The sequence below is a fragment of the Colwellia sp. genome, assembly GCF_013214175.1.
Taxonomy (GTDB): domain Bacteria; phylum Pseudomonadota; class Gammaproteobacteria; order Enterobacterales; family Alteromonadaceae; genus Colwellia.
Map to the genome: position 1 here is coordinate 1,006,694 of NZ_JABSPA010000002.1, position 23,880 is coordinate 1,030,573.

21 protein-coding genes are annotated in these 23,880 nt (G+C 38.5%); 4 read left to right on the forward strand and 17 right to left on the reverse strand.

Going from position 1 to position 23,880, the window contains the following annotated elements; all coding sequences use genetic code 11:
- Positions 1 to 71: 71 nt before the first annotated feature.
- Positions 72 to 3,746: a PKD domain-containing protein gene (locus HRT55_RS07315; RefSeq protein ID WP_291620005.1), complete on the reverse strand. Its 3,675-nt coding sequence runs from the start codon at positions 3,744 to 3,746 to the stop codon at positions 72 to 74.
- Between the two features lie 467 nt (positions 3,747 to 4,213).
- Between HRT55_RS07315 and HRT55_RS07320 the strand changes: the two genes are divergently transcribed.
- Positions 4,214 to 6,367, forward strand: coding sequence for a TonB-dependent receptor (locus HRT55_RS07320; RefSeq protein ID WP_291620007.1), 2,154 nt, complete (start codon positions 4,214 to 4,216; stop codon positions 6,365 to 6,367).
- Positions 6,368 to 6,540: 173 nt separating this feature from the next.
- A complete protein-coding gene (locus HRT55_RS07325) occupies positions 6,541 to 7,416 on the forward strand; it encodes a DMT family transporter (RefSeq protein WP_291620009.1) in 876 nt (291 codons plus the stop codon).
- A 70-nt stretch (positions 7,417 to 7,486) separates the two neighbouring features.
- Here HRT55_RS07325 and HRT55_RS07330 read toward each other — a convergent pair whose 3' ends face one another.
- Positions 7,487 to 8,275 (reverse strand): hypothetical protein, encoded by a 789-nt coding sequence (locus tag HRT55_RS07330; protein ID WP_291620011.1) that lies wholly within the window; start codon positions 8,273 to 8,275, stop codon positions 7,487 to 7,489.
- 370 nt (positions 8,276 to 8,645) lie between these two features.
- On the opposite strand from HRT55_RS07330, the gene HRT55_RS07335 reads away from it, so the two are divergent.
- The gene (locus HRT55_RS07335) at positions 8,646 to 11,117 is read left to right on the forward strand and encodes an Ig-like domain-containing protein (RefSeq protein WP_291620013.1); all 2,472 of its coding nucleotides are present in this window, start codon (positions 8,646 to 8,648) and stop codon (positions 11,115 to 11,117) included.
- A gap of 73 nt (positions 11,118 to 11,190) precedes the next feature.
- Here the strand turns inward: HRT55_RS07335 and HRT55_RS07340 are convergent, their stop codons facing one another.
- The 9 genes from HRT55_RS07340 to HRT55_RS07380 form a co-directional block, all read right to left on the reverse strand.
- Positions 11,191 to 11,418 (reverse strand): transporter suffix domain-containing protein, encoded by a 228-nt coding sequence (locus HRT55_RS07340; RefSeq protein ID WP_291620015.1) that lies wholly within the window; start codon positions 11,416 to 11,418, stop codon positions 11,191 to 11,193.
- Between the two features lie 60 nt (positions 11,419 to 11,478).
- Positions 11,479 to 12,153 carry an NAD(P)H-dependent oxidoreductase gene (locus tag HRT55_RS07345; RefSeq protein WP_291620017.1) on the reverse strand — a complete coding sequence of 225 codons (675 nt, stop codon included), beginning with the start codon at positions 12,151 to 12,153 and terminating at the stop codon, positions 11,479 to 11,481.
- An 89-nt stretch (positions 12,154 to 12,242) separates the two neighbouring features.
- Positions 12,243 to 12,449 (reverse strand): hypothetical protein, encoded by a 207-nt coding sequence (locus tag HRT55_RS07350; RefSeq protein ID WP_291620019.1) that lies wholly within the window; start codon positions 12,447 to 12,449, stop codon positions 12,243 to 12,245.
- Positions 12,450 to 12,623: 174 nt separating this feature from the next.
- The gene (locus HRT55_RS07355) at positions 12,624 to 12,887 is read right to left on the reverse strand and encodes a hypothetical protein (RefSeq protein ID WP_291620021.1); all 264 of its coding nucleotides are present in this window, start codon (positions 12,885 to 12,887) and stop codon (positions 12,624 to 12,626) included.
- Between the two features lie 557 nt (positions 12,888 to 13,444).
- Positions 13,445 to 14,446 carry a tetratricopeptide repeat protein gene (locus HRT55_RS07360; protein WP_291620023.1) on the reverse strand — a complete coding sequence of 334 codons (1,002 nt, stop codon included), beginning with the start codon at positions 14,444 to 14,446 and terminating at the stop codon, positions 13,445 to 13,447.
- A 170-nt stretch (positions 14,447 to 14,616) separates the two neighbouring features.
- Entirely contained in the window at positions 14,617 to 14,979 is a 363-nt protein-coding gene (locus HRT55_RS07365; protein WP_291620025.1) for an aldehyde-activating protein, read from the reverse strand.
- Between the two features lie 50 nt (positions 14,980 to 15,029).
- Positions 15,030 to 15,743 carry a DUF4386 family protein gene (locus HRT55_RS07370; protein ID WP_291620027.1) on the reverse strand — a complete coding sequence of 238 codons (714 nt, stop codon included), beginning with the start codon at positions 15,741 to 15,743 and terminating at the stop codon, positions 15,030 to 15,032.
- Between the two features lie 21 nt (positions 15,744 to 15,764).
- Complete coding sequence (locus HRT55_RS07375) at positions 15,765 to 16,259, reverse strand: HAD family hydrolase (protein ID WP_291620029.1); 495 nt, start codon at positions 16,257 to 16,259, stop codon at positions 15,765 to 15,767.
- A gap of 57 nt (positions 16,260 to 16,316) precedes the next feature.
- On the reverse strand, positions 16,317 to 16,682 hold the full coding sequence (locus tag HRT55_RS07380; RefSeq protein WP_291620031.1) for an MmcQ/YjbR family DNA-binding protein: 366 nt from the start codon (positions 16,680 to 16,682) through the stop codon (positions 16,317 to 16,319).
- Between the two features lie 532 nt (positions 16,683 to 17,214).
- Between HRT55_RS07380 and HRT55_RS07385 the strand changes: the two genes are divergently transcribed.
- Positions 17,215 to 18,237: a hypothetical protein gene (locus HRT55_RS07385; RefSeq protein WP_291620033.1), complete on the forward strand. Its 1,023-nt coding sequence runs from the start codon at positions 17,215 to 17,217 to the stop codon at positions 18,235 to 18,237.
- Between the two features lie 364 nt (positions 18,238 to 18,601).
- Here HRT55_RS07385 and HRT55_RS20950 read toward each other — a convergent pair whose 3' ends face one another.
- The 6 genes from HRT55_RS20950 to HRT55_RS07410 form a co-directional block, all read right to left on the reverse strand.
- Positions 18,602 to 18,757 (reverse strand): cupin domain-containing protein, encoded by a 156-nt coding sequence (locus HRT55_RS20950; protein ID WP_367241205.1) that lies wholly within the window; start codon positions 18,755 to 18,757, stop codon positions 18,602 to 18,604.
- Between the two features lie 6 nt (positions 18,758 to 18,763).
- Positions 18,764 to 18,913 (reverse strand): hypothetical protein, encoded by a 150-nt coding sequence (locus HRT55_RS20955; protein WP_367241142.1) that lies wholly within the window; start codon positions 18,911 to 18,913, stop codon positions 18,764 to 18,766.
- A gap of 96 nt (positions 18,914 to 19,009) precedes the next feature.
- Positions 19,010 to 19,906, reverse strand: a complete 897-nt coding sequence (locus tag HRT55_RS07395) for a hypothetical protein (RefSeq protein WP_291620035.1) — start codon at positions 19,904 to 19,906, stop codon at positions 19,010 to 19,012.
- A gap of 195 nt (positions 19,907 to 20,101) precedes the next feature.
- Positions 20,102 to 20,869, reverse strand: a complete 768-nt coding sequence (locus tag HRT55_RS07400; protein WP_291620037.1) for a methyltransferase domain-containing protein — start codon at positions 20,867 to 20,869, stop codon at positions 20,102 to 20,104.
- A 476-nt stretch (positions 20,870 to 21,345) separates the two neighbouring features.
- Entirely contained in the window at positions 21,346 to 21,819 is a 474-nt protein-coding gene (locus HRT55_RS07405) for a TIR domain-containing protein (protein ID WP_291620039.1), read from the reverse strand.
- Between the two features lie 234 nt (positions 21,820 to 22,053).
- Positions 22,054 to 23,721, reverse strand: coding sequence for a nitrite reductase (locus HRT55_RS07410; protein WP_291620040.1), 1,668 nt, complete (start codon positions 23,719 to 23,721; stop codon positions 22,054 to 22,056).
- Positions 23,722 to 23,880: the final 159 nt, after the last annotated feature.

Below are 23,880 nucleotides of genomic sequence, written 5' to 3' on the forward strand. Positions count from 1 at the left end.
TGAAGCCAGTCTCGCGACTGGCTTATTTTTATTTTTTATATGTATATTTATTTGTAATGTGTTTTTGTAGTTTATTGAACTGGGCGACAGCCCTGAGTATCATAATCAACCACTATGGTTGCGCCAGAGCTGACACCGGTAAGCTCGATGTAACTCCAGTAATTCATTTCAGGCGTTAACTCAAGATAGATACAGGCTTGATTATTAGCTTCTGTTGAAGAAGCGTCAAAATTGCCAGTATCTACATTTACCCAACCGCCATTGCGGTAATAAAGTGATAAATCACCAGCTCCATGAGCAACTGTAATGGCAATACTTTTATGATAACTAGCTTCTGGAATTGAGAATGTTTGGCGGCTTTCAGCCCCTAAACAACTAATGTTGCCAGCTTCTAATGTGCCATCAACAAATGCAGCTTGATTAACACAGCTATCTACCAAGGCGCCGTAATTAACATTAAGCGCAATAGTGTCAGTGGCGGTCATGCCATCATTATCAGTTACCGTTAATACCACACTGTAACTACCAACTTGTTGATATTCATGACTAGGGTTTGCTTGGCTACTGCTTGAACCGTCGCCAAAGTCCCAGGCATAACTAACAATACGTCCGTAGTTATCATTTGAACCAGCACTACTAAAGGCAATAGTTTCAAATTGCTCTACGTCACTATTACTTGTTGCCATTGCTGTTGGTGGCTCTGGCGGAGGAGCAATGGTGCTACAGCGATTATATGAACAGATACTTCTCATGGCGCGCACGTCACGTGAGTTAACCACACCATCACCGTTAATATCAAAAGCTAGGTCTAGCTGCTCACCACGACGAATTGCCATTGATAAAGCGCGCATGTCATTTCTATCAACATCGCCATCGCCATCCATATCACCTGCTGGATTGATGATTACTGTCGCCGTAGCCATAGCCGTTGCGCCATCGTTATCGGTAACTGTTAAGCTGATATTATATTGACCCGCTTGTGTATAGTTATACTGAGGATTTTCTAAGTCACTAGTATTACCATCACCTAAATCCCATAAGTAAGTGACAATGCTGCCATCTTGATCAAATGAACCCGCACTACTAAGCATTAGCGCATTGCCGGTAAAACCGGTATAACTAGAGCCCGCTTGCGCAATGGGTAACTCGTTAGGCATCGAATGGTCGGCATCATCTCTAATGTCGTAATAAGCTTTAAAAGTCACTTCACTGTAAGCATCAAACGGGTCAATCATGACATTAAATATGCCACCTTCACCGAACTGGCAGCTTTCTAATGCACCGGGACCTTCCCAAGGACGACAAGTAAATGATTCAATAGATACCATTTTGTTTTGACTTACGTGCATATCTGGATCGCCACTTGAACCAGCAACAATTTCAATCACTACCAGTGATGCTGCATTTGGCACGCTGAATTTATAAGTACGTGGCTCACTACCTTTAGCAGCAGATAAACCAATTTCTTCGGCTAAATAAACACGGCTACAGCCGTCACATAACACCGCATCATTTGGGTTATATAAAGTGATATCAACCGTGGTATTCGTAGTGCTACTCACACCCAACTCATCAGTTACAGTTAAGCTGGCATGGTACTGACCAAGTTGGTTATAAACATAAACAGGGTTCATTGCTGTGCTGTTATCGCCATTACCAAAGTCCCAAAGGTAGCTAACTATACTGCCATCTACATCTGTTGAAGAGTCACCTTTAAAGTGCACCTCATGATCTAGCATTGCTTGGTACGTTGGTGAAGTATTAGCGAAAGGAGGTTGGTTGCTTTCATCTTTTGTTTCATAATAAACATGTAATTCAGCATCCCAATACTCAGCGAAAGGGTCGATAGAAATGTTGAAAGTACCACCTTGAGCAAACTCACAGTACTCAGCTAATTTAGCGGCACTGAACGGTTTACAATCAGCCGTTTCCATGTCGATTACTTTATTGCGGCTAACATACATGTCAGGATCGCCACCATAAGCACCAGCCAGAACTATGACAACTTTTTCAGCACTTTCAGGAATAGTAAACTGGAAGTTTTTCGGGGCAACGCCTTTAGGTGACCATAAACCACCTTTTTTAATCACATGGTAACGTTTGCTACCTGCGGTTAATAAAGGATCTTCAACAGCTAATACTTGCAAGTTAGCTTGATCATATGCGCTAAAGGCATGCACAGTGGCATAATAGCTTTCATTAACTTTAGGGCCTAAAACACCAATAAACTCCGGCGTTGCCGTAGACAAAAATGAAATGTAATCTGCCTGCCATGAACCATCGGCTAGCATAGTTGATTCTTGACCTGCAGATACATACATATCTGGATCTTGACTGTAACCTGATAAGTAAAATGCTAAGGCTTCTGTTCCTGCTGGAGCATCAACGATAAAAGTATCGATAGCATCTTTATCAGCAGAAAGGTTGTCAAAGCTAGTAATTTCTTCACCAACAGGGCCTTGATCAACACCTGAAATACCATCCCAAGGGTGATCGGCGTTGTGGGTATAATCAACTAAACCGGTGGCAATTAAGTTGTCGTTTGACCAAAGTGTCGAGCGAGCGTCGCCATGCAAGGCGGCAGTCATACGAGCTACTTGGCCCTGAGTGAACATGGCATAGTTACTGGTATAGTGCATGAAGTTCTCTGTGTTGGTCGGCTGACCAAGGCAGTTTAGTGAATTTTCATACATATCAGTAGATAATGACATTTGCGGCGTATCACAGCTATTATCGCCAGTTAAGCCACAAAAGGTTTCGTTGGCTAATGAACAACTGTTGCCAGCAAAGGTATGGGGTAAATTAAGCCAATGACCAAATTCGTGAGTTAATACCGAGCGGAAATTTTCATCGGTATTATCGCCAACATACCAACCGTTATAAACGACACGCGAAGTATTAGCTTGCGTCATATTGATATCAGGATACCAAGCAACGCCAGAGTTATTGGTTGAGCCATCATCATACAAGTCGTTCATAATATAAACGTTCATGTATTTAGCGTTATCCCAAGCATCAGCGGCAATTTCACTATCAGCGCCACTGCCGTTACCGTAACCTGCTTGTTCTCGGTTATAGCGTACAATACCCGTTGAATCTGCTCCCGTAGGTGATTTCTGTGCTAAAACAAATTCAATATTTAAGTTTTCACGAATAGCTTGGAATTGTGGAGAAATTGGACCATCTTGGGTATTGGTACCTTGAAAATCTTCATTTAAGCGCTGCAGTGCATCAACAATTTTAGCATCGGTTAAACAGCTTTCAGCAGCATCTTCACAAGTAAACATTTCACCATAAACATGAAACACTACCGGAATGTAATAACGTTCAGCAATGCCATTGTCGGCAACTACAGCCAAGGTACTTGTTCTCGCCATAAGGCTGCTTGCTAGGGATCTGCTTGATAACGATTTACTTGCTTTTTTTGATGCCAAGCTAAATTGTTTAAGTTCGCTAGTGAGTTTTTTTTGTAATTTATGCCAATCTTGGCCATTTTCATCAATGGCACACACTTGAGTTGCCGCACTAATACGTGACTGATGAACATTGCGACTTTTAAGTAAATTTTTTGTTAGGGGATTGCCCTTTACAAGTGTTTTTTGTTTTGCAGACGTCGACTGTATGCTTGCTTTTAAATCTTTAGCAAAGCCATTATCAGGCGTTTGCTTTCCCGCTACAGCAGTTAGTGATGCACATAACATCATTAACATAGACATACTCATTACTTTGTTGTTGATGAGAGTCATTTTCTATCCTTGGTTATTATTATATTTTTATCTGATAGCCAGTTACTTATCTTATCCCTAAGTTGAAAATTCACTATAAAAGTACTGTATATCAAGGGGGGCTTCTTTTATTAACTCGCTACAAACAGAAACCTGAAAAATTCAATGATTATAAATCGCGCAGATTTTGTAGCGAAAAACATCATAAACCCTAACTCATATATTGTATATCTTATATTATTTATTTGTAGTACAAATAGTATAATTTCATAACGTTTAAATAGCTGTCAGTAAAAATTGATAGTCAGTGTATTTGCGGCATGGAGAGCAAAAAATCAACAAAAATTAAACTGTTAAGGTTAGAAAAGTATGGATAGATCAATAAGTTCTAACTATATCGTTAAAAGATGTAACTAAGTGTGTGATGGGCTTGCATCAATGCTTTAAATCGCAATAATAACGATTCCTATTTTCTTTAGTGTTTTAACATGAACTTATCAATTGTAAACCTTGCTGTAACAACAGCATTAACTGCAGCATTAGCTGCCACACCCGTTTTCGCGCAAACTTCTCAGGAACATTCACCAGAATCTGACAATATCGAAAGAATAGTTGTTTCCGCCTCACCCTTTGAGCAAAAATTATCTGATACTGCAAACTCTGTTTTTATTGTCTCTCAAGAAGATTTAGCCTTACAAAAAACCGTTGCTCGTAATTTAAGTGAAATTATTTCTAATTTAGTACCGGGTTTTTCGCCAAGCACTGAAACCATGTCTACCTTCGGACAAAACTTCCGTGGCGGCAAAGCAATCGTTATGATTGATGGCGTATTAATTTCAACAACCTTGCGTGCTGGCGGACGTGATTTACAATCAATTTCAGTTGATGCTATCCAAAGCATTGAAGTGATTAAAGGCGCTAGTGCTATGTACGGTAACGGTGAGGCGGGCGCTATCATCAATGTTATTACCAAAAAATCCACTGCCAATGTTGAAATGCAAACCACCATTGGCGCAGAAGCGTTTGCCAGTGAATTATCTGATACCGGCTACAGCTTCTCACAAACTGTTTCGGGTACCAGTGAGTCAGATGTTGGTTTCATGTTAAACCTAGCGGGTAAAGATCGCGGCAATTTATATGACGCCGATGGTAACCGTTTACCCGGTGCTCCTAATAGCCAAGGCGGTATGGGTGATGCAGACGAGTACGATATTTTATTTAAACTTGATAAAGAAATGACCGACTCTCGCATCGCTTTTCTTGCACATCATTATAAAATCGTTAATAACCTGCAATATAAACGCACAGTTAACGAAGATAATGGCATGGTTGAAATTGATGAAACTAGCCCGTATCAAGGCCCAAACCCATTAACTAAATTAACTAGCTTTCAAGTAACCTATGAACATGATGATTTTTTTGGTCAGCAGCTTAGCCTTTCTGCTTATAAAAGTGATGTTAATGTCGGTTATGAATCAGGCTCAGAAATTGTTTCAGAGCGTGCTGGTTTTAAAGCGGCACTACAATGGCGTATCACGGATGAGCAACGCTTAGTTTACGGCTTTGAATACGGTACAGATAACACCGAACAAGGCCGTATGCGTGATGTTATGATCACTGAAGCGGGTGCTGGCGAAGCAGTAATCGAATCGCAATATATTTGCTCAGTATGTGATTTAACTGAAACCAAGTTAAGCCCGTTCGCCCAATACTGGCATCAGCTCGGCGATGATTTAACCCTGCAAGCAGGTCTTCGTTATGAAAACTTTGAAATTGAAGTACCTGATTATCAGCGCTATAGAAAAGGTGTTATCACCGAAAAACAAGGCGATACCTTAAAATATAACAAGCCGTTAGTTAATTTAGGTGCGGTTTATAGTGTTACCGAGAGCAGCGATATTTTTGCCAGTTTCTCACAAGGTTACTCACATGGCGATATGCGTATGTTACGTGATATGCCAGTAGATACAGTGGCTGAGTTTGCTGATGAAATTCCAGCGACACAAACTAATTACTTTGAGACTGGTTTGCGCTTTTCCGATCATAACCTGCAAGCAAGTTTTGCTGTGTTCTACTCAGATATCTCAGATAGTTATGGTTACGACTACAATGTTAAGGCTGAATTAGATAAACGCGTTGCCTCGGTTATTGTTGCCGATGAAGAAATTTGGGGTTATGAAGTCACCGCCGATTACTTTATTACTAAAGGTTTTAAATTAGGTGGTGCTTTATCACAGTCTGAAGGTAAGCGTACCAATGGCAGCACAGGTGAAGAGTACTGGTTAAACGATACCAAAATTACGCCAGTAAAAGCCTCTATCTATGCCAATTACCAATTTAATGAAATTGCCGCATTACGTTTACAAGCAAACTATGTTGGCGACCGTGAGAAGAATGCCGCAGAAGGTCCAGAAGGTTATAGCTATTATGAGTCACCTTATGATGGTTACACCCTGGTTGATTTAATCGCTACTTTTGATACTGACTTTGGTCGCATTACTTTGGGTGTTGATAACTTACTTAATGAAGATTACCAACCACTGGTATCACAAATGAACAAAGAAGTGGTTTGGGAAACGTACCGCAACCAATTCTCCGGTTATGGTCGTCGAATCGCTGTTGAATACAGCATTAGCTACTAGGATGTTCTTAAAAATAAGTTAGTAAGCAATTACTTAACTTAGTGCCAATTTTTGATAACACACAAGGCTTAAGGTTAATTCACCTTAAGCCTTTTTTATTGCCATTCTTGGGGTAGAATAGCGCCCATTCAGCAAGCTAATTCTATTTCTTACCTATTCGAGTACCCTAGTAAATGTTCACTACCATAAAAAATTCAGTACCAATGAGCGTTTGGTATATGTTGATCTCGGCTTTGGGTTTTGCCCTAATGGCTGCCTGTGTTAAAGAGGTCAGTGGCTTAGGTATTCCGGTACTTGAAATTGTTGCCGCACGAGCTATAGTCTCGGGCATTATTAGTTACGCTGACATTAAGCGTAAAAATATTTCCCTATGGGGACATAATAAAATACTACTGATAGCACGTGGAACTGTTGGCACGTTTGCGCTGATGTTTGTTTATTATGCAGTAACAACCTTGCCCTTGGCTGAAGCGACGGTATTACAATATTTACATCCTGTATTTACCGCTATTCTGGCGTTGTTTTTTTTGAAAGAAATCATACAGCGCTCTACTATTGCTTGTATTGCCTTAAGCTTAATTGGCCTATTCATAATCATTCAGCCGAATTTACAATTCGATAGCGGCGTGCAATATCCCTGGTTAAGCATTGGCGCAGGTGTGCTCGGTGCTTTTGGTAGTGCAGTTGCTTATATCATTATTAAAAAGTTGACTAAGACCGATGACAGCTCGGTCATTATCTTTTACTTCCCACTAATTGCCTTACCTATTTCAATAATATTGTTAGGTGACGATTTTGTTGTACCGAGTTTAGCGGCGACAGGGTTACTCATTTTAATTGGCATATTTACCCAAATAGGGCAGGTTGGCTTAACAAAAGCACTCAATAGCGCCGATGCAAGTAAAGCAACGGCTTATTCTTATGTACAAGTGCTATTTTCAGTCTTTATTGGTTGGGCGTACTTTAGTGAAGTGCCGGTATTTACCACCATCATTGGTGGCAGCTTAATTATGGTTGGCGCGTTAGTGAATGTCTTGTGGAAGCGCTAATTGTTAATTAGCGTGTTTTACTCGGTTTACATAATCAATCTTCTCAGCTTGAGCCGATGAAAATAATAATTTACAGATCATAATTTACCGCCCGGTGTAGTCCGTCATTACTTCCGTCTTGTAATCTCGCTTCATCTTTAAATTTATCATAAAAAGTATGGTTTTTCTCATCGATGACACCAGCAATGCCATCATTTATTAACTGAAGTGCTGCTATTTGCTCATCAATAAGTGTAGTTACCTCTTCATTATCACATTTTAGCACTACTAATAATGCCATGGCTTTATCACTCAAGGCTTTTGACTTGCCATAACTTTTTTTCTCTAGCATTTCCGTTGCTTGCAGACCATAAATAGAAGACCTTAGTCTGGTATTTAATATGTCTAATTGATCAACTTCAGCTTGATTACTGTCGATAGAGACATAGCCATTTGATTGCTCTACCTTCAAAACCATGACTAATAAAGCACTACTTTTAAGCATCTTTACTTGCTCTTTAAGGTTTTGAGGAAGTGCTAATAAGGAATAAAAATGCGCTTGTGTTGCCGGAAGAGAATTAAAGTTAGCCAGTTTTTTATCTAAATCGGCTTTTACTTCAATTCGGTGCACTGTTGACTCAAGCCTGATGATAGCGTTCAACGCAGCTAAGGTTCTTTGTAAACAAACTACTGAACTCAATACGGTTAAAGGCAAACATAAGCGACCATTGAGTAAGTGTTGTCCTTTAAAGAATACAGACTGTAATTTAACAATCCTTTTGTTTTTATCTGTTTGATTTTTCTCTCTTTTCGTTGTGACATAATCAACAAAAATACCGAGCATAAACAAGGCGAAAACAATTATTGAAATGATAAACATGTAAACTAAAGCACCTTAATTGGTTTGATGATATCTATAATTAGATTTTGGCTTGCATAGAATTTATCAAATGGAGACACGGTGTCAACTATTGAAGGTAAATAGTTAAAAAACCCTTGAACTGTAAGGTTAAATTTGAAGAAGAGTGATTGGGCTAATGAATGTGTTTTGGCGGCGTTAATACTATAAATTAAGGCCGGATTTTATTTAATACAATGCTTAGTTACATTACCTGATAGTGGCTATAGCTAATTATAAATAACAATAAGTGAAAACTTTCATATATTGAAATCTTATCTAAACTATGAACGTCAAATCATATAAGTACATACTTTAAATATGTATAACAAAATCATGTAAAGGAATACTAATGAATAAAAACATTACTATATCACTACTCACGGCTGCAATTTTATCCGGGTGTGGTAGTGATTCGACTGTGGTTGAAGAGCTAACATCTATAATCAATAGTGCCCCGCAAGCTATTGCTGATAAAGCTCTAGTGCAAAACAATGAAAAAATGACTATTGATGTATTAGCGAATGATACCGATAAAGATAGTGATCAATTAACTATTTCAGCCATTATTAGTCAACCCAAAAGTGGTACGGTAGAAATTATTGATAACAAAATAGTTTATACACCTCAAACAGATGTTGCGACAACTGAAACCATCACTTATCAAGTTTCTGATGGTAAATTAACCGCAGAGGCTAACATTGACGTTACCGTAAACCATACTATGACACTCTCAGGATTGGTCACCGATTCCCCTATTGCCAATGCTTTAGTTTCAATCACCATAGGCGAAGACGTTTTTGAAGTAGAGGCTGATGCAGAAGGTAACTATGCCTTACCAATTACAATTAATGATATGTCAGCACTTATTTTTATTAAAGCCAAAGGTAACCCTGCTAACGGTCAAGAAAATGTAGAATTGATTGCTGTAGTCGGTAAAACCAGTAGCTTACTAGCTTCAATTGATGATGAGCGTCAGTTGACTAATGATGAAAACAATAAAACCAATGTTACTCACGTCTCAACGGCAACGTATTTACTGGTAAAAGATCGCAGTGAAAGTGGTGAAATTACTAACGAAGAAGAGTTTAACGAACTAGTTGGCGAGATTACCACTGAAGAGCTTATTGAAACAGCTGGTTTTATTAAACTACTGATTGATAATACAGACTTTAAAATTCCAGAAGGAGAGACGGTATTATCTATTTTAGAAGCTGAAACCGTTGAGGGTGAAGAACTATCAACAAGCGACGCTATAGAAAAATACTTAATAGCAAGTGAACTTGTTGATGAAAATGGCGAACCAAGCGAAGCGTTCGAAGTCGCTTTGGCAGTAGCTGTAGAAGAAACAATCTCTGATCCAAATGTTGTTGAGCAATTCAGTACTGAGAATATTGCTGGAAAAGTAATGATCGATTTATACGGCGCCAGAGAGGGCTGGAATGAATATAGTGGTACAGGGCTAAATCTTTTAGCTGACGGTACCGGTAAAAGCTATAGTTTCCATAACAACAGTAATGGTATAGCGGGAGAAAGTAACTTCACCTGGTCGGTTGTCGATGGTAGCCTGAAGGTGGTGTACCTAGATGGCTTTTATGAGACTATTATTTATAGTGACTATCCATATGGCGATTTAGTGACAAATTATAATGTTGCACAGTCGGTAGTGGATGAATTGGTTACTGCAACAGACGCGGGCTTAATGGATAACTTTGTACAATTGGACATGATTTCGGGGAATAGCACCGAACGTTCTGTTTTACTGGCAAGTTCGCCAAGCAGTTACCAAGTGAATGTCAGTGGAGAATATTTTACTGAATTAACATTACCTGCTGGTGTTGTATGGACTGATGCCAATCCTAGAACAACAGAAACATTTTCTCGTAATCAAATTTTAGTACATACGCCAAAGAGTGCATTTATGGGGAAAACCTTAGCAGATCTTGAAGGTAACTGGGTACTCAACTTTGATGCTACGGTAACTGATTCTTTTGGTCTAGAAGAAATGACTGAAGTCATGAGTGATTTGGTGACTATTGAAGGTACTACCGCAGTTGCACAGTTTGCTAATCAAGAGTTTACTGCTTCACTGACTGAAGGTGTATTAGCACTAACCAATGAAAACGTAACCTATAAATTTACGCCATTTAGCTCTGAAGGCAAGGGACACCTTACTAAAATAGAAAAATGGCTTGATAACAAATTAGAGTTTGTTTTAGCAAGACAAATTGCTCAATTCGATGATAGCTATACAAAATTTACTGAGAACTTAGTTACTGAATTACCTAAAGTTCAAGTTGCATATATTAATGGTAGTATTGAAGAAGTATGGGATGGCGACAAGCTTAAATTTGACGATATTTTTGGCTATCACTTTGTTGCAGGTGGCACGTTAAATCGAGGTGTGAAGTCTGTATTCGCTGAATATGAATGGGATGACTATGATGTTGATTATTTCTCTTTAGGAAATAATAGTTGGACTTGGGATACTGCCGGTCGTCAAGTAAATATGTATAAGGTTGATGAATGGAGTGATAGACATCGTACTTGGGAGGTTATTTCAGTAGATGATGAAGGGCGCGCGTTAGTTTTTGAACATTCAACATGGGGTTGGGATCATAATAAAGATGGTGATATTGACGAAAATGAAATAGGTCAATTTATCCGTCCTCGTATTAATACCATTATGCTCACTGATTTAAGTCAATGGCAAGAAGAGTGGCAAAATACCATTGATTTAGGTCTCTTTACCCCGACAGTTGATGGTGCCAAAACTCTGCCAGTTAAAGTGACAAAAAAGCAAAGAGAAATACCTGCGCATTAATTATGCGGTACGTTAGATAAAGGCGCTATTAAGCGCCTTTTTTTTATCCGAGATAAACAGCATTGTTAGCTTATTATCTCCCCTTGAGAATAGCTTTTATCTTTAGCCAGGCTTCTTTGCCTAATAAGGCAATAGCTAGCAGAAATAGCACCTCACCCGAAATAATCAATACAGTTGTGGCAGTAGCCATTTCACTAGTGGAAATATCCATAAAGGGTAAGGCGGCTATAACAGCCCAAACCAGAAAAGAAAAGACTAAAAACACATAACCAATTAGCTTTTTTAAATTAAAAACCTTCATATTATCTGCTGCAATAAATTGCTTTCACACAGTTTTTATTACTTTATTTACGGTAGTAGTTTATTGACCAAAAGGATGTACTTTTGATAGCTCAACTAACTCTTCTCGCACACCAGATAATTGCTTGGCGTAAATAGTTAAGCTTTTTAAGCCGACCAATAAGCGTGATTGTACTTGCGAGAATCTATTATGCAATGCTGGTGCCCAGTCTTGTGTTAAGAAATCATCAACATTTTGCACAATGGCATGTAAGGGTAACCATGTCAGATGACTATTTTTTGCGGCATAACCTTTTAACAAGGAAATTGGATTACTGCCGCCACCAGAAGCTGAAACACCTATGGCGAAAGCTGGCTTGTGACCTAGCGGTAAACCGTTGGCGGAACCATTAGCTGTTAACAATAATAAGTTAACCAGGGCAGGAGGGATCATTCCGCCCCATTCAGGTGCAATAAACACCACAGCATCACAGCCGTATAACTGACTTAATACGGTATCTTTATTGGCAGCTAATGACGTAGAGTCATCTCTACTTATTCCGCCTTTATCGGTAGTTTCTCTAGCTATACCATAGTGGTCTAATAAAAACGGGTAACGTGATAAGTCTAATATTGAAGACTCAACACCTTGCATATCATTCAATATATTCGTTTGTAGATATTGTGCGACAGCAAAACTTTTAGATTCAGCTCTTTGGCTACTACTCACCAGTAGAATATTCAATGTCTTTTTCAATATAGTCTCCAGTACCAGCCCCAATAGCTTTGCCATTAGATGCAGCCAGTGCACAGTTTTTTATAAATATTTTCTTAGGTTTATAGGGATTACTTATTAATTTTTTTTATCGAGTTGGATGCATAAATTGCACAAGCACCAGCGATTAAATAAAATACTGCATATTGGTGAGCATTATTAAACATCACGTCATCAATAAAATAATATGAAGCCATAAATACTCCTGCGATACCACCACCAAATAAAGCGCCAGAAACAGATGACATAAGTGTATTGTTAGTGCTAGGTTGAGACATATTACTTTCCTGATATAAAACGCCTACGCTTTTACGTAAATTAAAGTGATTAGCGCTAATTTTAATGAGTTCAATTAATTGAGTTTTTAGATTGCTAAATAAGCTTGGCAGTGACAATTGCGCAAGGATTAAAGCACAGAAAACAGTATTTTGTCCTATTTGAGTTGTTTTTTATCAGTTCACATCATCTGTCTTTTCTGAAAAGTTGACTTTATTCCAATGAATATAACCCCTGATGTTAAGGAGTAAAAAGGCAAAGTTTCCTACGGCCATACCGTAGCTTGCCATAAAAAACACCCCTAAAACAATCCAAAATACGTTAGAAATAGCAAAAACAACAAAGCCAACTTTTAGTTTGTTACCCAGTAAATAAGCGCCATATAAACTTAACAATATAGCGAGCCAATCTATGGCATAGTGCGAAAAAATATTTTCCATTTACTAAGCTTACCTTCTTTTTATAAACAGATATTTATCAACCTATTACTTATTTACCAGTGACTTGAATACAATTAGTTTGATCGTAATTGACTTTATCGCAATTGAGATGCCGCATTAACTTTATACCACCTAGGTCAGTAGAGAAACCCTCGTCGAGATAAAGTGATTCCATATCAGGTAAACAATATTACTCGAAGTGCTTTACCTCTTGTAAGGCTTGATGGGACTTGATCAAATTCATCAGCTGTTTGCTTAAACCTTTGCCGCTATGCTCGACAGTAACAATGACATCCATGAGAATGGCTTTGTAGATATTAGCGCCGAGCTAATAGCAGTGCCAGCTAAAATAACTTTTTTGTAAATTGAGTTAAGCAGGGGAGGTTGTCGGGTATTCGTAGCTAGATATTTATAGGTGAGTTTTTGTAGATGGATTCTCGTAGGTAAATTACTGAGAGAAATTTAGCGGGCTAAATGTTTAAGCCCGCAGCAAGGTTGCCTAATGATTAGTTATATTAAAGCAATCATAAGTAGAAAATTAGTCTAGTTTATTATCGTTAATCAACTAGCCCTGCATTAATTGCATCTTCAATATCTTCTGCTGTCCAGCCCTTACAATCATTAGATGTTTGACCGCATTTTAGGCCTTTAATTCGACTTCCTGTGGCAGCAATAAAGCTGCTACGGTTTTGTGTTAACTTTGCGATTAGGTTAGTCATCGCATCCTTTGTTTCTATTGAATAAGAACTAACGGTGATCACTTCAATATTAAGGGTCGCATGTAACTGTTTAAGCAATGATTGCTCTTGTGCTAAATTCGTAGCAGTATGTGCGGTCGAACTTTCTTCCATCTCAGCTACTATCAACTCTAACTGTTGACGGCTATCTTTATAATTTTTTCTTACTATCTTTTGATAAAAAATGGCAGCCTTATTGATATCTTGTTCAACAAATTCGCCTTGTTGATACATTCTAGCGAGGAAATAACTGGCCTCAGGATATCGACTCTCACTCGCTTGCTCTAACAAAGTTATGCCCTGTGTTAGATTATTCTGTTCAAACTCGATAAAAGCTCTATCAAACAATACTGGCCCGTAGTGTTTATCAGCTAATTTATTGAAATATTTATTGGCTAACTCTAAATCTTGTTCAACACCAATTCCCTGCTGATATAGCTTTGCCATAATATGATAAGCTTTAAGAGAATATTTAGGCGCGTCATTATAAGCAGCACGCTTTAACCAACTTATAGCCTTATCAGCACTTTGCTTTACGCCATCACCATACAAATAAGCAGTGCCTAGCACCAACTGTGCTTTAGGATCGCCCCAGCGCCCGTACATTTTTAATTGCTTAAGTTGTTTGGCACATTCATCAGAGCTACATATTTTTTGATAATGACTAGATAGTGTTAATAATTGCTGTTGAGGGTCTTTTTGCGGATGAACTACTTCAGCACTTACATCAGTCTTAACTTCGGCATAAGTGATAAAAGAAGTCAGGGATAATCCCAACCCCGCGAAAAAAAACATACCGTGACTAATTGTTCTTAAAGACATAAATAACTCCCTGTATATAGCTAAAGTACTTAACTAACTGAATATACAGGCTAGCGGGTTTTATTGACAAAAAAAGCGCATCAGGAAGTAAAGAAAGGTAAAGAGGCTAAAAACGACATAAAATAGATATTCACTTTAAATATCTATAAGTCAGTAGGCTCAATAGGGACTTATTCACCAATAAATGTCCAGGTATCAGCAGCATCGAAGTATCTGATCTTTGCGCTGTTGAGAATCTTCGCCGGCACTAAGCGAAAGTTAACCGCCATCTTATCCTTATTACCACACTTTGTTGGTGTGTAATGAGTGACACAGCCGCAGTTTTTACAGTGCTTAAATTCAATAGTTTTGTCAGCCCAACTATAAGTTCCTAACGCGTCTTTATTACAACTAACAGTTACGCTTTTCGGTTCAAAGTATGCCCACAATGCGCCATAGCGAGTACAGATAGAACAATTACAGCTAGTAACTGTTTCAGTCGAGTTAGGAATTCGTATTTTTACCTTGCCACAGTGACAACTTGCTTCAATCATATCTAAATATTCCCATGTATCTAACACTGGTAATAAGTTGGGCTTGCTTGTTAAGTCTCAGCCGCTTCATTTACTGTAGCTATATACTCTGTTGAGGTAGGCGTTTCTCTTAGTAAGGCGACACCTAAAGCCAAAAACCAAAGGATCTGTCCTAAACCAAATAGTGCGCTAGTAACCTCAAAAAAAGGATTTTTTGATAAAAAGGAAAGCCCAGAGAAAAGCGTTAAAATCCCGGCAACAGCAACTAAAGCTCCCCAATAATGTAGCCAAGCGCTAAATATTTTACTCTTTAAGCCCACATAGCTAATCGTCAGCAGCCATACGGCACCAACGAGCTCAATGCCACCACCCAATGCGTCAACAACAATAGCAATAGTGCGGTGAATTATTAAAGCTTGTTCTGGGTCTAAGGCATGGTATTTGACTATCGCAGCAAGACTGGTAAGAAAAATTAAACTACTCGCCAGCACAAGGCAAACCCAAAGGTAACCTACAATAGCGGTGAATTTCATTAATTCAGGTGAAACCTGTTTAAAACGTTGATAAATAGACTGCACCAAGATAATAAGCGCAAAACTGAATAAAAGCCCACTGACTAAATAGCCAACAAAAAAGGTATCTCGATTCTCAATGATAAACTCAAGATAACGCTCTGGTGTGTTATATCCGCTGGCATCTAAAACACCGAAAAATAAAACGAAACCAAATATATAAGTACAAGCTTCTGTTATTGCCGCTATGCCACCCCATTTTTGTATGGTCATGATTACTCCTTATCTAGGTGATTAGTTACACAGATTAGTGTGTAAGGCAGTTAACGATTTAATTACTTTAACGCTAACATTAACAGTACTTGGCTGCAATTCAGTATTGTTGGGGCTAAGCCAAAATGCTTGCATACCGACAGCCGTTGCCGGTTTAATATCTTTTTCAAAATTATCACCCACCATAGCGACATTTTTGGCAGCTATATCGAGCTTTGTCAAAATAGCTTGGAGAAATTCAGCACTGCCTTTTGATAAGCCTAAGTTAGCTTTACAAAAATAACCTGAGATAAATTGGCTTAAACCTACGCGCTCGAAAGCCAATTTAATTTCTAACTCAGTTGAGTCGGCTGCACCAGTGGCAATATATATTTTGCAGTGTTTGGATAATGCAGCTAAGGTATTTTTAGCGCCAGAAACGGCCTCAACATTTTGCCAATCACACATTTTTCCGCTTGCATCAGGGAAGTCGACCATTAAAGTGTCGCCCCAATCAAAAAGGTATACCTCTATCATAAAACCTCCGTGTAAGTTATTTGCTGTTAAATACTTTTATCTCTGGATTTTTAAATATTAGCTTTGATTTAAACCAAGATTTTTTTGCTTTATTTTGGTTAAACCTCGTGAAACTAAGCGATGGGACTCGGAGATATAATACTGCAGTTCTTCATCTTTTACTTTTGTACTGTCGAATTGCTGAATCCATTTCATGCCGCGATTAGCAAAGTAGGGTGCTGGTTTATAACCATCACATTCGCTTAAAAAACCGAAATTTAATGGTGAGGTTTTAAAGGTAAAAGCGGCTTGTTTGTCTTGGCTCCAACCACCAATAGCAAAAACTTTGCCACCGACTTTCCATACATGTGAGTTGCCCCATTGCATTACATAGCTAGTTGCAGCTAAAGAACCACAAAATTTATTAAACTCATCGTAGTTCATGACCATGCCTCACTTTGATACTTACTGATAAAACTTAATTAAAAAGAGCTAACCAAACTGTTGTTTCATCAGCGGATGTTTCAATTACTCTATGCTGTTCATGGGCTTTAATATTTAAGTAATTACCTTGCTTAAGTGTCACCTTATCACCATTGTTATATTCAATGACACCATAACCAGATCATACGATAAGCCAATAATTTTCATCTTGATGGTTCCAACCAGCTTCTGGCGATGTTTGTTCCTTTGAAGCTATGTATTCAACTCTTATCTTTTCGCTAATAAGAAGAACTTCGATTACTTTATTAGGTAGTTCTATTAATATTAGGGAGGGGATATTCTTGGTCAAACACAGCCGCTTGCTAGATAAAGGATTTAGGCATGCTATAATTTTATTGCACTTGAAATCGTTTGGTATTCGGTAAAACAACTCAAGTTATTAGTTAGACTTCAAATAAATTTATACATTGCAGCCACTCCATCAATATTGAATATTATGCTTAGAACACTATTTTTTATAATAATTGTTTTTATGGCTCATTCTGTAATAGCAGAGTCAATAGCAGAGTCAATAGCAGAGTCAATAGCAGAGTCAACAGCAGAAAACCTATTGGACAAGTTATCTGAAGCAGAAGATTACCTACGAGTCCAACCCTCCGTTTCATCAAAAATACTTAAACAATTCCTTGCCCAAATTGGTCAACTAAGTATAAATGAGCAATTACGCTGGCATCAAAATCTATTAAGAGCTTCTATTGCTTTGAATCAGATGAAGCAGGTTGAAATTACCGTAAGAGCAATGCTTGCCTACCCTGAACTAGAGCAAGAAACGGATAAATTTGTTTCTTTACTGAGTAGTTTAGGCATTTTCTTGCGCCGAACAGGGCACCCTCATGAATCTATTTGGCTATTTAACTGCGGTCTGAGACAACCAATAAAAAACAAAAATCAAAAAATAAGTTTGCTCATTAGTAAGGGAACGAGTTTGAGTTACCTAAACAAAAATAAGCAGGCTAAAGACAGTTATGCTCAAGCCCTACAAATAGCTGAACAAAAAAATGCAGAGGTATTTATAAGCGCTATTTATAATGTTTTAGGGATATTGGCTATAAAAGAAGAAGATTATCCGTTAGCGAAAGAATACTTGATAAAGGCTTTGCAACTATCGCAACGTATTTCAAGGCGCTCAGGTCAAATTGTCGCAGGTTTACAGTTGCTTAGGTTATCGATACTCGATAATGATGTTATCTTATATGAAAAATTGCATTACCGTATCAGTAGGCTCATCTTAGCTAGCGATAATGAGGTTAGGCAAGCTTACCTTTTTTGGATTGAAAAGGCTCATCAGGTATCAAAGGGGAAAGAACTTTCTGCTCAAGAACAAGCCGAGTTGTTAAATAAACTTAAACAAATCAAATCGGTTAGCATTGGCTTGTATTTCCAGTTGGTTGAAAAGCTGGCACAACCGCTGGGTATTAAGTCTTTATCCGTTGTAAATGAGTTCAGTGACTATCAAGGTGATTTATTAAATTATATAAAGCAATGTAAGGACTGAGGTTAATAAAGTTGGCAATACTGAGCAAAACCATTTTATCGCTGGCATTGCAGCTATACTACTAGGATGAAATATCATATTGTAAGGCTAACCATTTGTTATATTTAATAAAGTCGCTATAAACCTAGTCAATTCAGCAAGTGAAATATCAAATAATTCACGCTCTGCTTTCTGCATTAACAGCAGCTATTGTTTTAAACAATGTTGATAATATTAACGGATAGCTTTTATGCCATTATTTTTTCGCACTGACTCCCGTCAGATGCTCGACCGTAAGCACTTTATTGAAGCCGGCTGCTTTTTAATCGGCGGATGATGCTTCAACAAAACTGCTGTCCTTATTTCCTGCATGTGGATTGCCAATTTAATAGAAAATAGCTAACCAAACTGTTGCTTCATCAGCTGATGTTGCAATCACTCGGTGCTGTTCATGGGCTTTGATATTTAAGTAATCACCTTGCTTAAGTGTCACCTTATCACCATTAATATATTCAATGACACCATAACCAGATAAGACTATAAGCCATTAATTTTCATCTTGATCATACCAACCAGTTTCTGGTGATGTTTGTCCCTTTGAGACAATACGCTCAACCCTTAATTTTTCGGTAATGAGGATATCTTCGAATATTTCATCGGGTAATTCTGCTGGAATATTACTAAATATATTGGCCACGAGTTTAATCCTCTAAATATTATTTAAGTAGAGCTAACAGTCTCACTAACTAGAGGATAATTAGTGGGTGATTTGTCGTTCATAATTAGTTAATCATTAGCTTATACTTTCGCTAAGCAATGCATGGGCAGGGTTAGTCGTTTGTGCTAAATACAGAGTGATTTCTTTGAATGCTTGGCGATAGGGTTTGTATAAGTGAGACTTTAATTCTTTCTTAACCTGTTTAACCTCAATGCCTTTGATAACACAAAATAAGGCCAAGGCGTATACCGTTTCTAATTCGGGTAAGGCTGCTTGTCGATTGAGGTTACGGTTGTTACATGAGCCACAGCCGCCCTTAAATTGGTAAGCGGTATTAGCGAAAATAACACCAAAGCCCATAAAACAGGCAACTAAATCTATGGTTTGTGGCAATGCTTCTTTGCCACTTGGAGCGCTTACACTAGCAGCAAGAGCATCATATTGATTCACTAAAATACCGGCCTGAATTTGAACAAAATAAGCAATCATATCTTGCGGCTGGTTCAGCTGACTTGAGTGAAAAGCAATGTCTATGTTTGTGTCTAACTTTAGCTCTAAGTCTAAGCTAGGCATTACTGCTTCACCCTCTACCTTATAGCTTAAATTTGAAGTCGCTTGACCATTGCCTTGCGTGTTTACCTTTGTACTGATCTTTGCGTTTTCACCTCGAAGCCGAGACTGAAAAAACAACTGCGGTATTGGCTTTTGCACAAAATGATCACTCGATACCAAGTTTAGTGGCCATGAGGTCATGCCAGTATATTTAAGAGTATTAGAAAAAATAGTATTAGCCATTTCATCTACACTGCTTGAATTGCCCGGATAAAAAGAATTATTGGGTAATATCAGCTCACTATTTTTTTGAAAAAACTCACCATCAAGTTGCTGCATACACCAAGAAAAAGTATCAAAGATCCATTCTTTCGATGATTCATCAATAATAGGTTTCGCTTTAAAAAAAGTTGATAACATTAACTGCTAGTCCTTATTTATTATTTAGTGACTGTCCGGTGATTGTTTCATAGTTGTGTAAAAAATGGATTAGTCATAGCTTAGTCGCTCATGACTATATCTAAGTTTTAGCGCTAGTGTTAGCTAAGACCAAACAGATCAGTTAATTAGTCTGATTGGTATAATACACCCGCGGGTCAGGTGCCTGCTACTATGCTATTTTTTCTGTGCACTGACTCCCATCAGATGCTCTACCTTGACCACGTTCTTGAAACCGGCCGCTTTTAATCGTCGGATGACGCCATCAACAAAACTGCTGCCTTTCTTTAATACATGTGGATTGCCAGTGTAATGAAAAAGTCTGCCGCCTGGGCGTAGCACTCGACAGATTTCGCGGTAGAATTCTTCGCTATAAAGTTCGCCGGCGAGAGAAAAACGTGGTGGATCGTGAATTACTGAATCGAAGGAGATGCTTGGCATTGTGCCTATCAGCTCATAGCTACTGCCTTGACGTTGCACAATACCGTCATTGCCCAAATCTTTTGACCAAGGGTTTTGCGCGCGCAGTCCCATTACTTGACGGCTCAGTTCGATGGTAAGCACCTCGCTTGCACCTAATCGGTGGGCAGCTATGGCTGCATAGCCCAATCCGCTGCAGCAGTCTAATACCTTGTCACCTTTGCGAACCGCCTGTTGAGACATTTCTGAAGCACTAGTAAAGGGGTCTGTACCCTTGGATATATGCATTTTAACGCCGCTAATTTCTAGCAGAGGTGCACCTTGGGTAGGAACTAGCTTGTAGTAACCAGAGCTGCGGTCTTCCAGTGGCTCCATATCACCATCGCTGCAGAGGTAGATACGTTGGGTTTTCTTGACGATTTTTTTCAGTTCGTTAATGGAGAGTTTATTGTCTTGGTCGAGGACTAGCTCTTGGTCAATGATGGAAAATTCTTGCTCTGAAATATTCAGGTCAGTAGAGAGCATAACGCAGGACAGTCCTTTAGCAATGGCCTCCAGCGCTTGTTGGGCATTTATTGTATGAAGGTAGTAGCCGAGCATATCGTTTGTCTATTGGTGAAAAATACTGAACGCATTATACACGCTTCAGTGTTTCAGGCTTAGTTAAATAAGCCATTAAGCCGGTTCTTAAATATACTCATTCAGTCGATGTAATAAAGCGACTGAATGGCCACTTTATTTTATTTGATACAATGCTATAAGTTAGCTGTTTTGCCTGAAACGTATGTTCAATAATACCGTTATAAGTAACTGATAGCTGTTGGTTAAATGTGAAATAAAGTGGCATGAGGCAACTGTTTATGCATTTTTAGTGCGGATAAAAGAGTATGTTTTTAGTATAGATAAATTAACTATTAACAAAAGAACTTACTACTAAATGTTGATATAAAGAGCTTGGAAAAAGGTAGCATACCCGCTACCTAACAACTTTACCTTAGTTTTTAATGCCCTAACTTTTTATATATCTCATCTTTAAAATAATAATTACCATAATCATCATGCATCTTATAATTTTCAATGGCATGGGCTACAATTCTAGGAGAGAAAGCTACAAAAATAGCTCCCATATCACGAATGACCGGAGGACATGTACTCCTAACCATTTCACGTGAGCCATCTAAATTGACACATATAATCGTGCAACCTTTTTCGATAGCAACTTCAGCTTCCCATTGAACATACTTATGTTTGCTTTTTGTATCCTTGCCAATAAGCATGACATACTTATCGGCCATATTTATACGCTCTCGACACTTAGTTTTGATAAACTCTTCATTTTCAGAAGCTAAAGCATCATTCAACTGACAATCATTAAAGTCCAAATCAATATTATTGTTAGCTCTCCATGCTTGCATTAACCTGTAATCATCAATATCTGTACTACTAAAACCTACAAATGCATTCGATAATCCCATTATTGTATTCCTAAGCTAATTGGTTACTGTTGATAGGTATAGCAGTCTATTGATTCTGTTTTAGTACAATTCTACTTATACCGTTTTTAATTAACTTTATCGTAACAATCTAATTAATAACATTACACGCCATGTCAAGAAGTAAGTAACTAATAATAATAGAAAAACCTGAAGTATTGATATCGCAGGTTTTAGAAGGAAGAATATATTGTCTTAAATTAAGTCATAAATACCCTAATGACTAGTGCCTTTCTCATAACTAATCTTGTTAAATACATTGTACTTACCCGATGGTTTTTTCATCGGCATGCGTTTAACTATTTCTAAAGTCTCGGCATCATAAACAATCAATTCACCGTCCATATCCCAGACGCTTAACAAGACGTATTTACCGTCTTTGGTAAATTCAACATGGGCAGCATTTTTGCCAGGTGATGGCGATAGAGTTTTCACTATTTCTAAGGTGCTCTTATCAATAACGTGTACCTTGTCGTTATTGGGACCAAAGAATACGTCGGTCCAGGCATAGGGTGAGTTAGTGTGGCTGCGCATAAAGAACCCCGGCCCTTCGGTTTTTATCTCCTTAATCACTTGCCAAGTTTCCATATCAATAACGGTAATTTTACCTTCTTTGATATTCGGTGAAGCAAACACTTGTTTACCTTGATAGTTCCAAGTAATTCCCGAGCCTAAATGTGGCATACCAGTTAAAGCGATTGAGGCCACTTTCTTCTTGGTATCTAGGTTTATTACTTGGCCGTTATGACTGTTTCGCGCTGTGCCAATTAAGTTGATGTAATCAGGGTCAAAGAAAAAGTCATTTAAATAATCATCAGTTTTAATGCGGCGAATAGGGAATTGTCCACTTTTTTTATTTAAATCAAGTTTCCAACCTTCAGCCTGTGCTTTACTTTGACTCTTCATCGGTGAAGCATGCGCTAAGCCTTTATAGGCTTCAACGCCGCCTTTCTTCTTGTTAGGTATAGCTAAGTAGGGAATTTCCCAAACTTCTTTAACGTCTTTTAGTGCGACGATAAAGCTATGGCGTGGCGGTGCGTTGTAAACTGCGCTTACTCGTGAGCTAACACCATCACTGTCTTTGGTGGCAATTACTTTCAGTGGTGATAAGTCGCGAGTGTTAAGTATTACCACATTGTTAGGTAAGTAATTACCGACAATTAAATATTGGCCGTCATTTGAAATGGCTATATTGCGGGTATTAATTGCTGCACGTACTTCAACTACGGTCTTTCGATTATAAATATCGTATTTGCTGATCCAGCCATCGCGAGAAGCAAAAAAGACAAAGCGACCATCGGGTGAGTATTTGGGACCACCGTGTAAAGCAAAGCGGGTTTTAAAGCGGTCTAAGCGCTCAAAGGTATCGCCATCTAATAAGGTTGCACTATGATCACCTAGCTCAACGACAATAAATAAGTTCATCAAATCGGCATCAAACTGCGCTTCATTAGGTAATTTACTTTGGTCAAAATGTTGTATTTTAGAGGCGTTGATATCGGCAACTGTCCAGCTAAGAGAGGCTTTTGATGGCGTATAAATATAACTAGCAAGGCTTTCTACTTCATCTTTGCTTAAGGTTTTAGTTAAGGCTGAGTTAAACGCCGGCATTTGTGTGGCAGATCGGCCGTTATTAATGACGTTAATGGCTTTGTCTTTTCGAAAGCGGGCCAGGTTTTCTGGTAATAACGCCGGACCCATCGCACCTAATCTATTTACACCATGGCAGCTTTGACAATGGGTTTGATAAAGCTTTTTGGCAACAGCTTGTTCCGTTGCAGGCATGGAAGTGTTTTTTGTCGGCGCTGCTTGGGCAGTATCAATTGCAAAAAAGCTAGATAATATAACTACAGCAAGAGACCTTAAAAAAGGGGATTTAGTCATGATGGAACTCTATATTCATTATTTAAACCAATGGATTTTCGATCAGGCACCTCGGAAATGACGGTTGTTGGGCTGGTAGAATTAACCTATTCTCCAAACTTTCAAGTCGTCATCCCAGTGGCCTCTTCGTCGGGGGAGCCCACTTTTAAGTTATGTATT